14 protein-coding genes are annotated in these 13,137 nt (G+C 70.9%); 2 read left to right on the top strand and 12 right to left on the bottom strand.

Annotated features, from left to right (window positions below):
- Positions 1–78: 78 nt before the first annotated feature.
- Positions 79–1,569 (top strand): amidase, encoded by a 1,491-nt coding sequence (locus tag OHA55_RS00765; protein WP_266701770.1) that lies wholly within the window; start codon positions 79–81, stop codon positions 1,567–1,569.
- A 180-nt stretch (positions 1,570–1,749) separates the two neighbouring features.
- On the opposite strand, the gene OHA55_RS00760 is transcribed toward OHA55_RS00765, so the two are convergent.
- A complete protein-coding gene (locus tag OHA55_RS00760) occupies positions 1,750–3,336 on the bottom strand; it encodes an FUSC family protein (protein ID WP_266701768.1) in 1,587 nt (528 codons plus the stop codon).
- A 216-nt stretch (positions 3,337–3,552) separates the two neighbouring features.
- Here OHA55_RS00760 and OHA55_RS00755 point away from each other — a divergent pair, with 216 nt between their 5' ends.
- Complete coding sequence (locus tag OHA55_RS00755; protein WP_266701766.1) at positions 3,553–4,200, top strand: TetR/AcrR family transcriptional regulator; 648 nt, start codon at positions 3,553–3,555, stop codon at positions 4,198–4,200.
- A gap of 319 nt (positions 4,201–4,519) precedes the next feature.
- Here OHA55_RS00755 and OHA55_RS00750 read toward each other — a convergent pair whose 3' ends face one another.
- The 11 genes from OHA55_RS00750 to OHA55_RS00700 all read right to left on the bottom strand — a co-directional run bounded on the left by OHA55_RS00750 (position 4,520) and on the right by OHA55_RS00700 (position 12,880).
- Complete coding sequence (locus OHA55_RS00750; RefSeq protein WP_266701764.1) at positions 4,520–4,828, bottom strand: glycosyltransferase; 309 nt, start codon at positions 4,826–4,828, stop codon at positions 4,520–4,522.
- Between the two features lie 240 nt (positions 4,829–5,068).
- A complete protein-coding gene (locus tag OHA55_RS00745) occupies positions 5,069–5,962 on the bottom strand; it encodes an aldo/keto reductase (protein ID WP_266701762.1) in 894 nt (297 codons plus the stop codon).
- Positions 5,959–6,372 carry a cupin domain-containing protein gene (locus OHA55_RS00740; protein WP_266701760.1) on the bottom strand — a complete coding sequence of 138 codons (414 nt, stop codon included), beginning with the start codon at positions 6,370–6,372 and terminating at the stop codon, positions 5,959–5,961. The genes OHA55_RS00745 and OHA55_RS00740 overlap by 4 nt, the downstream gene beginning before the upstream one ends.
- Positions 6,373–6,402: 30 nt before the next feature.
- A complete protein-coding gene (locus tag OHA55_RS00735) occupies positions 6,403–7,422 on the bottom strand; it encodes a zinc-dependent alcohol dehydrogenase family protein (protein WP_266701758.1) in 1,020 nt (339 codons plus the stop codon).
- A gap of 87 nt (positions 7,423–7,509) precedes the next feature.
- Positions 7,510–7,965 carry a MerR family transcriptional regulator gene (locus OHA55_RS00730; RefSeq protein ID WP_266701756.1) on the bottom strand — a complete coding sequence of 152 codons (456 nt, stop codon included), beginning with the start codon at positions 7,963–7,965 and terminating at the stop codon, positions 7,510–7,512.
- Positions 7,966–8,391: 426 nt separating this feature from the next.
- Entirely contained in the window at positions 8,392–9,513 is a 1,122-nt protein-coding gene (gene pqqE / locus OHA55_RS00725) for a pyrroloquinoline quinone biosynthesis protein PqqE (RefSeq protein WP_266701754.1), read from the bottom strand.
- Entirely contained in the window at positions 9,510–9,779 is a 270-nt protein-coding gene (gene pqqD, locus OHA55_RS00720; RefSeq protein WP_266701752.1) for a pyrroloquinoline quinone biosynthesis peptide chaperone PqqD, read from the bottom strand. The genes pqqE and pqqD overlap by 4 nt, the downstream gene beginning before the upstream one ends.
- The gene (gene pqqC / locus OHA55_RS00715) at positions 9,776–10,534 is read right to left on the bottom strand and encodes a pyrroloquinoline-quinone synthase PqqC (RefSeq protein WP_266701750.1); all 759 of its coding nucleotides are present in this window, start codon (positions 10,532–10,534) and stop codon (positions 9,776–9,778) included. Before pqqC ends, pqqD begins: the two co-directional genes overlap by 4 nt.
- Positions 10,531–11,427: an MBL fold metallo-hydrolase gene (locus OHA55_RS00710; protein WP_266701748.1), complete on the bottom strand. Its 897-nt coding sequence runs from the start codon at positions 11,425–11,427 to the stop codon at positions 10,531–10,533. The genes pqqC and OHA55_RS00710 overlap by 4 nt, the downstream gene beginning before the upstream one ends.
- Before the next feature lie 11 nt (positions 11,428–11,438).
- Positions 11,439–11,573, bottom strand: a complete 135-nt coding sequence (gene pqqA, locus OHA55_RS00705; RefSeq protein ID WP_266701746.1) for a pyrroloquinoline quinone precursor peptide PqqA — start codon at positions 11,571–11,573, stop codon at positions 11,439–11,441.
- Positions 11,574–11,887: 314 nt separating this feature from the next.
- Entirely contained in the window at positions 11,888–12,880 is a 993-nt protein-coding gene (locus OHA55_RS00700) for a ThuA domain-containing protein (protein ID WP_266701744.1), read from the bottom strand.
- Positions 12,881–13,137 lie beyond the last annotated feature (257 nt).

Raw genomic sequence — 13,137 nt, 5'->3', positions numbered from 1 at the left:
GACCACGCCGCAGGGCACTCGGCGCTCCCGCGCCGGCCCGTATCCGCCCGCCCCCGCCCGCACCCGGAAAGGCTCCCCGTGACCCCCGAAGAGCGCGACGAACTCTGCTTCCTGCCGGCCACCGAGATCGTCGCGGCCGTGGCCGGCCGCCGGCTCTCGCCCGTCGAACTGGTCGATGCCGTACTGGACCGCATGGCGGAGATCAACCCGCTCATCGGGGCGTTCTGCACGCCCGCCCCCGAACGGGCCCGCGCGCGGGCGGCCCTGCTGGCCGACAGCCTGGTGCGCGGCGGGACCCCCGGACCGCTGGCCGGCGTCCCCCTCGGGGTGAAGGACCTGATCGCGACCGCAGGACTGCTCACCACCTTCGGGTCGCCCGCCTACCGCGACCACGTGCCCGACCAGGACGACATCGTCGTCGAACGCGGCACCGCGGCCGGAGCGGTCGTGCTCGGGAAGACCAACACCACCGAGTTCGGCTACAGCCCGGCCGGCCACAACCCCCTCTTCCCGCCCAGCCGTAACCCCTGGCGGACCGACCTCACCCCCGGCGGATCGAGCGCCGGATCAGCGGCCGCGGTGGCCGCCGGCCTCGGACCGGTGGCACTGGGCAGCGACGGCGGCTGCTCCCTGCGAGTGCCCGCGGCCTTCTGCGAACTGGTCGGCTTCAAACCGTCGATGGGCCGCGTGCCCGTCTGGCCCAGCTGCCGCGACGAAGGCCTGCCGGGTGCCTCGGGCTGGGAGAGCATCGAACACCTCGGCGTCCTGACCCGTACGGTCGCCGACACCGCGCTCATGCTCTCCGTGCTCGCCGGCCCCGACCCGCGCGACCGGCACTCCATCCCCTGCCAGGACGTGGAGTGGACGGCCGCGGCCCGACGCGGTACCGCCGAGGGATGCGCCGGGCTGCGCATCGCCTACAGCCCGGATCTCGGCTACCTGCCGGTCGACCCCGCGGTGCGCGCCGTGGCCGAGGAGGCGGTGGCCGTCTTCCGCGGGCTGGGCTGCACCGTCGAGGAGGTCGACCCCGGCTGGAGCGACCCCGCCGAGGCCTTCCAGGCCGTCATCACCGCCGAGACCGACCTGACCGGCATGCGGCGCCTCGTGGACCAGCACGGATCCACCATGTCCCCGCACCTGGTGGCCTGGATGACGCGCGACTGGACGGCACGGGAACTCACCGACGCCAACATCGCGCGCAAGGCCCTGACCAATCGCATGGCCGCCCTGATGTCCGCGTACGACCTCCTGATCACCCCCACGGCGGCCGTGCCCCCCTTCCCCGTCGGTGTGCACGGCCCCGAGCACATCGCGGGCCGCGCCGTCGGCGACACCGCCTGGATCGGATTCAACTACCCGGCCTCGCTCACCGGGGCGCCCGCGATGAGCGTCCCGGCCGGCCGCACCCCCGACGACCTGCCCGTGGGACTCCAGCTGATCGGACGCCACTTGGCGGACGGGACCGTGCTCCGTGCCGCGGCGGCGTACGAGAGCGTGCGCCCCTGGGCCCACCGCCGCCCCCGGCTTTCGCCGGACGGAATCGGGAGCACTCCGGTGGCCGCCCACTGAAAGGAGCCGACCGCGTCCGCGGCGGGACGAGCGCCCGCCGGAACCGCCGACAGCGCGACCGTACGTGGATCCGGCCGCCTGCTGATGGACTCGCTCGAGCATGGCCCGTCGGGTCGGGGCCGAAACGGGAGGTACCTCTCAGCAGCAAGGCGAGGTACCTCGGCGACGGCTCTCCGCCGTTCAGGCCGCCTGCCGCGCGGGGCCGCTCTGCCAGGCCTGGCCCAGGACCGCGTACCCCTCGTCGGCGAGCCGGTGCTCGGCCGGGGCGAGGTCGGCCAGACGTGGGTCGTCGGCGACGGCCCGGTCCAGGACGCTGAGGTGGTGGATCAGCTCGTACTGCAACTCCACACGGGCGCGGCGGCCTTCGGGCGCGAAGGACGCGCCATCGGCGGTGGTGCGCCGTACCGCGGCGATGGCGGTGGCGGCGCGGGCGGACTGGGAGCGGACGAGGCGGCGGGGGAAAGCCCAGCTGGTGGCCCAGGTGACCGCGACGGCGGTGGCGGCGCCGATGAAGGTGTCGGTGAAGCGGTCGGCGGTGATGGCCGCGGCGCTGCCGCCGCCCGTTCCGACGGCGAGCAGCGCCATGGGCGTGATGGCGATCAGGGCCAGGGCGTAGTTCAGCGGGAACAGCAGGTACTGGCCGATCATGCAGACGACGACCGCGGCGACGGTCCACCACGGGCCGGGGTGGAGGCTGAAGACGCCCCAGACGACTCCGACGCCGAGGAGGGTGCCGACGGTGCGGTGGGCGGCGCGCCGGGTGGCGGCGACCCGGTCCATCCACTGGTTGATCACGATGGTGGCGGTCAGGATGGCCCAGTAGGGGTGGCCGATGCCGACGGCCAGGCTGACGAGGCCGGCGACACCCGCGGCCACTCCGATGCGCCAGGCGGTGAACCACTCGACCGAGTCGCCGCGCAGGGCGTGGCCGAGCAGGTACCGCCATCCCGGCCGCCCGGGCGGTGCGCCGACGCCGGGGTCGGAGGCGGCCGGGGCATCGGAGCCGAGGCGGTCAAGGACGGTCTCGGCCAAAGCCCGGTTGGTGTCCAGCAGGTCGGAGGCGAGCGCCTGGTGGTGCCGCCCGCGTGTGGCCGGCCAGGCGGAGTGCAGGGTCAGCCGTGCGACGTTGACCGCCTGGTAAGCAGCGTTGCGGGCGAGGCGCGCGGCCTGGCCGTCCGCCTCCGTGAGCCGGTAGTCGGCCACGGCCCGGCGGGCGGCGGCCACCGCGCGCTCCTCGGGGGCGCGCGGGGCGAAGACCAGGGGGACCATCAGCAGGACCGAGGCGAGCAGGGCCGCGAAGGCGGTGACGCCGACCATCTGCCAGCCGACGGTGGGGTCGGCGCCGAAGTACGTACCCAGGATGGCGGCGTAGAACATCATCACCGGGCTGGGCCCGCGGGTGAGCATGAAGGCGTAGTACAGCACGGTCACCGTGACGATGATCACGACGCTCGCCGGGACGACCGCCCAGCTGTACGGGGCGATGAGCACCCCCGCCGACATGGCTCCGGTCAGCGCGGCGGCCACCAGGAGGCTGTTGCGCACCCGTGCCCACAGGGGGCGGCCGGTCTCCCAGAACGGTGTCATGGCGCCCATGAGCGAGATCATTCCCAGCTTCGGCCCGAACGCCAGGCAGGCGGTCAGGACGGTCACCGAGGAGATGGCGGCGGAGAGCACGTTCGGGGCGATCGAGCCCGGGGTGTAGCGAGGAGCGAAGAAACCCCAGGTCGCGGCTGCCGCCCGTCGCCATGTGGTTGCCGAGGACACGGTGCTCCTTCCGGGTGCGGCGGAGCCGCGTAAATGAACAGACTCTTCATATAATAGTTCCGGAAGGGAACGGTTTCGACCGAGGGGGCGTCCGGGGGCAGAATCGGGGGTCCGGTCGGGGTTCGGAACTCGGCCGGGGATCGATCGGAAGTCGACCGGATTCGACCGGATTCGACGGAGATCGACCGGCTTCGACCGGGGGAGAAGGTGAGAGCGATGGCGGTTCCTGCGGCCGGCCCGCGACGGGGGCGTGGCAGAAGGCCGCTGGCGGAGGTTCGCGCGGATGTGCTGGAGGCGGCCGCGGAGGTGCTGATGGCGCACGGGGTGGCCGGATTCACCGTCGAGAAGGTCGTCGTCGCCTCCGGTGTCAGCTCGGCGACCGTGTACCGGCACTGGCCCTCACGCGGTGCGCTCGCCCTGGACGGGTTCCGGCACGCCGTCGGGGACCAGGTCGCGCTGGACGACACCGGCGACGTCCGGGCCGATCTGGAACGCTTCATCACGGCATTCATCCGGCTCGCCACCCAGCGGCCGGCCGGTCCCGTCTTCGCCCAGCTCATCGGCGCGGCCCAGACGGACGCGGAACTCGCCGGACAGTTCGAGCACCACTACTTCGGGCCGCGGCGGCGTGACGCGTTCGCCCTGCTGGAGAAGGCCAAGGAGCGGGGGCAGCTCCGTGCGGGCGCCGACCCGGGACTCCTGGTGGACCTCATCTGGGGCGCCTGCTACATCCGCCTGCTCCTGCCCCACCTCACCGACCAGCTCACCGAGGACTTCGCACCAGCCGTCGTCGACCAGGCCCTCGCCGGTCTCCTCGTGCCCACGGCCGGGGAGGAGACGGCCGGGAAGGTGACGGAGCCGTAGGGCCCGGCTTCCCGGAGCGCCGACGCCTTCGGGAGACTCGCCGCCGACCCGTACCAACAGCGCGCCGCCGCCACGAGGGGGGTTCGCGCTCCGGCCGGAGGCCGGGGGAGTCGGGTACGGAACGCGGAGACGGTCCGGCTCCTCCGGGTCTCGCCTTCGAGGAGCTGGACCCGCACCCGGGTGTGGGGCGCGTGCTCGCCCCTCGCCGGCGGTTCCGCGAGGACCATGGCCCGGGTCGGCGCGGCCGAGGAGGGCGTCATCCGCGAGCACGCGCTGATCCCGGGTCCCCGCCCTGGTCCGGTCCTCGGCGGGGGCGGTCTCAGACGGGGACGACCGCGCCCTCGCGCATCCAGCCCCGGCCGTCCGCCGCCGCGTCGGTGGTGACCAGGACGTAGCCGTACTCGTTGTAGGACGCGCCCTCGCAGGTCGACGCCCCGACGATGTCGCCTGCGTACTTGGTCTTGACCACGACACTGTTCGGATTCGGGTTCTCGTACACCCCGGCGGTCGGCCAGACGACCTTGTACTGGCAGCCTGCCGCGGCCGAGGCGCCGGGGGCGGTGGCAAGCGCTCCGGCGAAGCCGAGCGCGGTGGCCAGGACGGTGGTGGTGAGGCGGGTCATGCGCATGATCGGTGGTACTCCTCCGGGGAGACGATGTGTCAGGCACATGATCATAGAGGGCGGGTTGAGTCGCGGTCTTCACGCGGCGCGCGGCAGGTGTCCCGACCACCGGTGCGCGAAGAGAGCGGCGGAATCAGGATGGGAGGCCTCACCCGCATCCATGGACCGGTTCGCCCCCGTCACACCCTCCGTCGCCAATGGGGGGGTGTACTGCGCGCCGACAGGACGCGCAGTACACCCCGTTGACTACGCCTCAGGAACTTCGAGACCCCATGAAGACGGGTCCACGCCGTCAGGATCAGGGCCGCCACGCTGCCCGGTGTCGAGCGCGTCGAGACGGGCCAGATCGTCGTCGCCGAGCTGGAAGTCGAAGACGTCGAGATTCTCGGCGATGCGGCTCGGGTTGGTCGACTTCGGGATCGCCGAGCGTCCCTGCTGTACGTGCCACCGGAGCATGACCTGCGCGGCGGTCTTGTTCAGTCTGGCCGCGATGTCCTGGACCGTGCTGTCGTCGAGAACGCTGACGCGGTCTTCACCCCAACCCGGGTAGAAGGTGATGCCGCCGATCGGGGACCACGCCTGGGTGAGGATGCCGCGTGCGCTGTTCGCGGCCTGGACGGCGGGTTGGGTGAAGTAGGGGTGCAGCTCGATCTGGTTGATGGCGGGGACGACCGTCGCGCTCTCCATCAGGGCGTCGAGGTGGTGCGGCATGAAGTTGCTGACGCCGATCGCCCGGACGCGGCGGTCCGCGAGCAGGAGCTCCAGCGCACGGTAGGCCTCGCGCGTGCGCTTGAAGTGCTGCGGCATCGGCTGGTGCAGAATCAGCAGATCGATCGTCTCGACGCCGAGCTTGGCAGCGCTCTTCTCGAACGCGTGCAGCGTCTGGTCGTAGCCGTAGTCCGAGACCCAGACCTTGGTTTCGATGAAGACCTCGTCGCGGTCGAGCTTCGAGCGACGCAGGCCCTCGCCGACGCCACTCTCGTTGTTGTAGGCGGCGGCAGTGTCGATGTGCCGGTAACCGGTCCTGAGGGCGGTCTCGACCGCGGACGCGGTCTCCTCGGGCGGGGTCTGGAACACGCCGAAGCCGATCGCGGGCAGCGTGACCCCGTTGTTCAGTGTGGCGTAAGAGGTCTTGTTCATGACCGTGCTCCTTGCGCTGCGCTGTACTCGTCGTCGGTGACGTGGTCGAGCCAGGTCACGACCTGGCCGTTGTCGTCCGCCTCCTGGATGGCGACGTGTGCCATGAACCGGTCGGCGGTGGCGCCGTGCCAGTGTTCTTCCCCCGGCTCGATGTAGACGACGTCGCCCGGGCGGATCTCCTGGACGCCGCCGGCCCGCGTGGCCACCAGCCCGATGCCGTCGGTGACGTACAGCGTCTGGCCCTTGGGGTGGTGGTGCCAGGCGGTGCGGGCGCCGGGCGTGAACCGCACGTGGCCGCAGCCGACAGCGCTCTGCCCGTCCGGGGCGCGGAGACCGTCGACGTAGACGGTCCCGGTGAAAGAGGCGGCCGGTCCGGTCGCGGTCCGGTCGTTGCTCCGCGTGTACTTCATGCTCGTCCTTCTCGTGTGCGTGGGAAGTCTTCAGACCGTCAGCAGCACCTTGATGGCGCGCCGCTCGTCCATGGCCCGGTAGCCCTCGCCTGCCTGTTCGAGCGGGAGGGTGAGGTCGAAGACCTTGCCCGGGTCGATCTTTCGGTCCCAGATGAGGTTGATCAGCTCGGGCAGGTACTGGCGGACCGGGGCCGGACCGCCGTGAAGGTGGATGCCGGTGCCGAACAGCAGGTCGCCCGGGATGCTGACGTCGTGGGAGACGCCGACGAAGCCGACGTGGCCCCCCGGTCGCGCCGAGTGGATCGCCTGCATCATGGCTTCCTGGGTGCCGACGGCCTCGATGACGCTGTGCGCGCCGAGGCCGCCGGTCATCGCCTTGATCTTCGCGACGCCTTCATCACCGCGCTCTTCGACGATGTCGGTGGCACCGAATTCGCGGGCCAGCCTCTGCCGGTCGGCGTGGCGACTGAAGGCGATGATGCGCTCCGCGCCCATCTGCCTGGCCGCCAGGACGCCGAGCAGGCCGACCGCGCCGTCGCCGACGACGGCGACGGTCTTGCCGGGGCCGGCCTGCGCGGCCGTCGCGGCGAACCAGCCCGTGCCCAGGACGTCGGAGGCGGCGAGCAGCGAGGGGATGAAGTCCGCGTCCGGCCGGCCCGGAGTGGCGACCAGCGTGCCGTCGGCGAGCGGGACGCGGGCGAACTCGGACTGCGTGCCGATCGTTCCCATGACCGTGCGGTGGACGCAGTGGGACTGGTAGCCGGCGCGGCAGATCTCGCAGGTGTTGTCCGACGCCCAGAAGGAGCCGACGACGAAGTCACCGACCTTGAGTGTTCTGACCTCCGCACCGATGGTCTCGACCACACCGACGTACTCGTGGCCCATGACCTGGTGATCAACCTTCTGCACGCCGCGGTACGGCCACAGATCGGACCCGCAGATGCAGGTGGCGGCCACCCGGACGACGGCATCGGTCGGCTCGACGATCTTCGGATCAGGGCGTTCCTCCACGGCGATCTCACCGGGCTTCGTCATCACTACTTGACGCATGGAAAGGACTCCGTCTCCTTGCGATTGCTGTCGGGCGTGACGGGACAGCGGCCCCTGGCCCGGAGGGCCCTCTCCGAACAGGTCGCGCTACGTGGCCGGCTTGAGCCGCTTGACCAGCGATCGTGCTTCGGCTGCGAGCCGCTCGGCCTCGGGTTCGTCGCCGCCGGCCGCCGCGTGCCAGTAATCGATCTTGAGCTTGACGTACTTCCGCCGTATCCGGATCAGCCGGGCCTCCTCGGCCAGGCGTTCGGCACGCTCGCTGAGCAACGCGATCTGCTGTTCCGCGGCGGCCGGACCGAGCCGGCCGTTCTCGACGTAGTGCCGCATGTCGCCGACGGACATGCCCGTCGCCGCGAGGCACGCGATCCCGATGAGCAGGTTCATGTCCGCGTCCGTGTAGACACGGTGCCCGCTGCTCTCGCCGCGCGCGACCGGCGCGATCACACCGATCGACTCGTAGTAGCGCAGCGTGCTGGCCGGCAGGCCCGTGAGCGCTGCGGCTTCCTTGATCGTATGGGTTCTTTCGCCGATGTCCGCTGTCACTCCATCGACTGTAAAAACTTGAAGTACTCGAAGTCAAAAACTCCTTTGACCTGCGAATACGTAGAGAGAGGTGCCCGTTTTCACCTGCAGGTTCCTACCTGCCGGTGCCGCTCTGCTCGCCAGGCTCCACGACAGGGATCAGCCCGGCGCCGCCACGGCGAAGATCGCGGCCGAAGCCGGCGTCCACGAAGGCGCCGCCACCGCCTACAGCCTCCGATCTTCTCGGCTCGCGGCAGCCCGTGCCCGTCCTGACGCACTTGGAACAGGAACTCCACGCTGCCCCCGGCTGCACCGGCCGTGAGCGTGTACGAGCTCGCCCAGCGGGCCGTCAGGGATGGCCCATGACCTCGCCCGAGCTCTGGATGGGGGTGCTCGTGACGCCTCGCCCTGTCCGGTGCCGCCTCCTTTGTACGGCGTCCGCGGTGCTCAGGGCCGATGGGCGTCCGCTGACGCCCGAGGGCCGACGGTAGGCCGACGCGGGACGACGGTGGACAGATCACCTGGGGGAGTGCGGGTGAGCGCGGTCAGCATGGCGTGGTCGGGGGAGAGCGAGCAGGCCGGGTCCGTGCGGGTCGCGTCGCCGGTGAGGGCGAAGGCCTGGCAGCGGCAGCCGCCGAAGTCCTGTGCGCGGCGTTCGCAGCTCCGGCAGGGGGAGGGCATCCACTCCTCGCCGCGGTAGAGGTTGAATGCCTTCGACTCCTCCCAGATCCAGCGCAGCGGGTGGTCGCGTACGTTGACCGGGTCGAGGCCCGGCAGGGTGGCGGCCGCGGGGCACGGCAGGACCGTGCCGTCGGGGGTGACGGTGAGGGAGACCGCTCCCCAGCCGCCCATGCAGGGTTTCGCCACCCCGTCGAAGTAGTCGGGTGCGACCCACACGATGTCGAGCCTGCCCTCCAGCCGTTCTCTCCACCGGCTCACCGAGGCCACGGCTCGGGCGAGTTGGTCGCGGTCGGGCATGAGGGCGTCCCGGTTCAGCAGACCCCAGCCGTAGAACTGGGTGTTGGCCAGCTCGATGCGGTCGGCCTTCCAGCGGAGGGCCAGCTCCACGAGGCCGTCGATCGCGTCCAGATTGTGCCGGTGCAGGACGACGTTGACGCCGAGTGGCAGCTCCGCTTCCCGGACGAGTGCCGCTGCGGCCTCCTTCGCGGCGAACGCCCTGCTGCCCGCGATGCGGTCCGAGGCATCGGGGTCCGCGTGCTGTACGGAGAGCTGGACGCTACGCAGCCCCGCCGACGCGAGCGCGGTGAGCCGACTCTCGGTGAGCCCTGAGCCGCTGGTGACCAACTGGGTATAGATGTCCGCCTGTTCGGCGCCGGCCGTGATCTCCTCCAGGTCCCTCCGGAGCAGCGGCTCGCCGCCCGAGAGGTGAGTCTGCAGCACGCCCAGGTCGGCCGCCTGGCGGAAGACGTCCGCCCATTCGGTGGCCGACAACTCACGTGAACGTCGTTTCAGTTCGAGCGGGTTGGAGCAGTACCCGCAGTGCAGCGGGCAGGCGTGGGTCAGTTCCGCCAGGAGCGCCCACGGAGGCGGTGGGGTAGTCGCGGTCACCTGATCCAGCCTTTCTCGCGGAGCCGCTCCACGAACGGACCCACCTCCGTATCGACGGGAGCTCCGGGAAACCGCTCCCGCAACTCGTCCGTGATCCGCGCCACCGTGCGCGTACCGTCGCACAGCTCCATCACCCGGCGGGCGCTGCCCTCCAGTACCACGACGCGTTCGGGCATCAGCAGCACGTCCTTCCCCCGCGTTCGGTCGTGCCGCAGGACGACAGCCGGTACCAGCCGTGGGCACCAGGAGGCGTCGGGAGCGGTCATCGCGCGCTCCCGGGCCTGCCGCCGTGCTCCACCGCGTCGAGCAGGGACCACAGGACGTCGCACTTGAAAGCCAGCGCCGACAGCGCGCGGAGTTGGGCCTCGCGGGTCCGTGCCCAGTCGGTCACCCAGGTCAGCGCCTCGGCGCCGTCACGGCGCCCCTGCGGAACCCGGCTGCGGAAGTAGGCGAGACCGGATTCCTCGATCCAGGGGTAGTGGACGGGGAACGTTTCCAGGCGGGTCATCATGATGTTCGGTGCGCACAGCTCGGTGAGTGAGGAGGCGACGGCTTCCAGAGCGGGGTTGAGTCGGCAGAAGTTGACGTAACCGTCGACGGCGAAACGCACCCCGGGCAGGACGTTCCTGCCCGACTCCAGCTCCGCACGGTCCAGTCCCACGGCCTCACCGAGCCGAATCCAGCGCTCGATGCCACCCTCGTCGTCGGTGAGACCGTCGTGGTCCTGGATCCTGCGGAGCCAGGAGCGCCGCATGGCCGGCTCGGGCAGTTTGGCGAGGATCAGTGCGTCCTTCACGGGGATGCTGCACTGGTAGTGGAAGCGGTTGGCGACCCAGGTGCGCAGTTCGTCCGGGCTGAGTTCTCCCCGGTGCATCCGCGCGTTGAACGGGTGGGCGTCGTGGTACCGGCTCCGCGCCAGCTCCCGCAGTTCGGCCTCGAACGCGGCAGGGGGCAGCGGGCCGCCGTCCGGCGCCTCGGGGAGTACGGCTGCAGGGCCGGGCCGTACCGGTGCTGTCGTCATAGTTCGATCACCATCCCGTCCTGCGCCACTTCGAGTCCCCGGTCGGCGAGGATGCCGTGCTCGGGTGCGGAGGGGTCGACCAGTGGATTCGTGTTGTTGAAGTGGGTGTAGAGGCAGCGGGCCGGCAGCGGCGCCAGGCGTTCGGCAGTGCCTCCGGGGCCTTCGATGGGCAGATGGCCCATCCCGGTGGAGGTGCGCGCGGAGATGCCCAGTCGGCGCGGTTCCTCGTCGTCCCAGAACGTTCCGTCGACGAAGACGCAGTCGGCCGCGGCGGCCTCTTCGCCGAACTCCTCGCTCCATTCGGCGAGTGCCGGGGCGTACAGGGCCGTGCTGCCCCGGACGGGGTCGTGCAACCTGACCGCTACGACCCAGCCGCTGTCTTCGGGCGCGTCGGCGGCGTACCGGGGACGCTTGGTGGAGAGGTGGACGGCGGACACCTCGATACCGGCGACGTCCGTCGGCTTCTCGCCGGCTTGAGGCAGATCGTGCCAGCTCAGCGTGGTGTAGGGGGTGAGGGTGGTGTCCAGCGCCAGGCGTTCGCGCAGCGCCTGGCGGACGGGAGCGGTGGCGTGGACTTCGATGTTCCGGGCCTCACGCAGCCTCAGCAGCCCGATGGTGTGGTCGAGTTCGGCGTCGGTGAGCAGGACCCGGACGACCGGCGTGCGTTCGTCGCCCGGTCCGGGGCGCAGCGCGGTATGCGCCTCCAGGTGGTCCGCGACGTCGGGACCGGCGTTGACCAGGAACCAGGAGGACGGATCGGGGCCGAGGACCGCGAGGGAGTCGTGGGTGCGGCGGCGGTCGGGGTGGGCGCGTGCCCCGGAGCAACCGGGGCACGCGCAGTTCCACTGAGGAACTCCTCCGCCCGCCGCTGTGCCCAGGGTGAGCAGCAGCACGGGGCCTTCTTCTAGAGGGCGTTGAGGGAGTAGGCGGTGACTTCCATGGCCGTGTCGACGACCGTGAAGTCCGGCGTGCTCCAACTCGCGGGCGTGGTGGTGGTGTCGGCCGGCTGGGTGGTGGCGTCGGTGGTGGGCTCAAGCATGTCGGTGTTCCTTCCGGACGGGGCGAAGATGGCTGGTGCGGAGCCGCGAGCCGCCATGAGGGCGATTGTTCGCGGGTCGTGCATCGGGCGGGGAGGCCCGCGCTGTCAGCGGTACGGATTGCCACGGAGATCACCGTGCAACCACTGGGTGGCTTCAACGATCCGCCAGGTGGGACTTTCCATACGCTAGACATGGTGTGCGGCAGTGGCAAGGGGTGGGACAGAGATGATCCGTTGCCTGCCGGCCGCACGGTCCGGGCAGGTCGGCGGAGCGGCGTGCCGTGCCGCCGACCTGCCCGGAGGCGCGCCTCGGGCTACTTGCAGAAGGGCTTCATGCCTGCGGCGGACTGGATGCCGCCGACGATCAGCTTCTGGAACTCGGTCGCGCCGGCGAAGGAGCCGTCGGTGGTGAACTCCTTGGCGTCGTGGCCCAGCGTGGTGACCCAGGACCGGCCGCCGTCGTAGTACTGGCACCAGGCGACCGGATGGTTGTCGCCGTGGCCGGGGTGGTTGTAGTTGCCTGCCACGCCCTTGGCGAGGGTGCTCTCGTCCACCTTGGCGAGGACGCGCACCTTGGTGGGGGAGGGCACGAGGTTGTACCACTCGTCCGTGAAGTTCCAGCGGGTCGGAAGCTCCTTGGTGGAGACGTCCTTGCGCTCCACCGTCTGCACGGTGCCCGCCTGCGCGGCACCGTGGTCGTAGAAGTTGGCATTGCCCAACAGGCCTTCGTACCAGGGCCAGTTGTACTCGGTGCCGAAGGCGTTGTGGATGCCGACGAAGCCGCCGCCGCCTCGGACGTACTGGCGCAGGGAAGTCTGCGCGGAGTCGTCCAGCGCGTCCCGGCTGGTGGAGAAGAAGACCACTGCGTTGTACTTGAACAGGGTGTTCGGCGAGGCGAGTTGAGCCACGTCCTCGGTGTAGTCGACCTGGAAACCGCCCGTCTCACCCAGCTTGATCATGGCCTTCTGGACGACGTTCGCGTCGGTCAGCGGCGGGTTGAGGCCGGCTGCCAGGGCGGGGCCGAGGTTGGCGTGGCGGGGGCCCGCCGTACGGGTGTACAGCAGAATGCGGTAGCCCTTGGCCGGGTCGAAGTTGCCCCAGTCGTGGTAGCAGTCGTCGTCGAGGCCGCGGCAGACCCCGTAGTCCGGGTCGCCCAGTTCCTTCGCGCCGGTGCCGATCCGCCCGTGGGCGACGCTGAGGGTTCCGGTGGCGATGAGTGCGACCACCATGGCGACCATCAGTCCCAGGGTGGTGAGCACGGCCGTGCGGGTGCTCTGGGCTCGTGCCCGGAGCGTTCTTCCTGACATGGGTGTGTCCTCTTCTGTGTCGAGGGTGCGCCGAAACGGCACGCCGCGGCAGCGGAGTGCCCAGGAGCCGGAGAGAGCGGGCGGCCCGCTGCCACGGGTCGCACGTGCTGGAGAAGGCCGTGTCACGGCGAGGCGCGTCGGCGCGGTTGTCGGCCGGGGGCCGGGAGAGGAGGTGCCTGCGCAGGCGCGTGGCGCGGCTCGGATCCGCGGGTGCGGGGCGGCTCGCGTGTCGCTCTCGCGCCGGAAGGGGCCGGGCG

It is taken from the genome of Streptomyces sp. NBC_00102, from assembly GCF_026343115.1.
Taxonomy (GTDB): Bacteria; Actinomycetota; Actinomycetes; order Streptomycetales; family Streptomycetaceae; genus Streptomyces.
The sequence above is the reverse complement of the archived record's forward strand: the minus strand, read 5'-3'. Positions and strand labels throughout refer to the sequence as shown.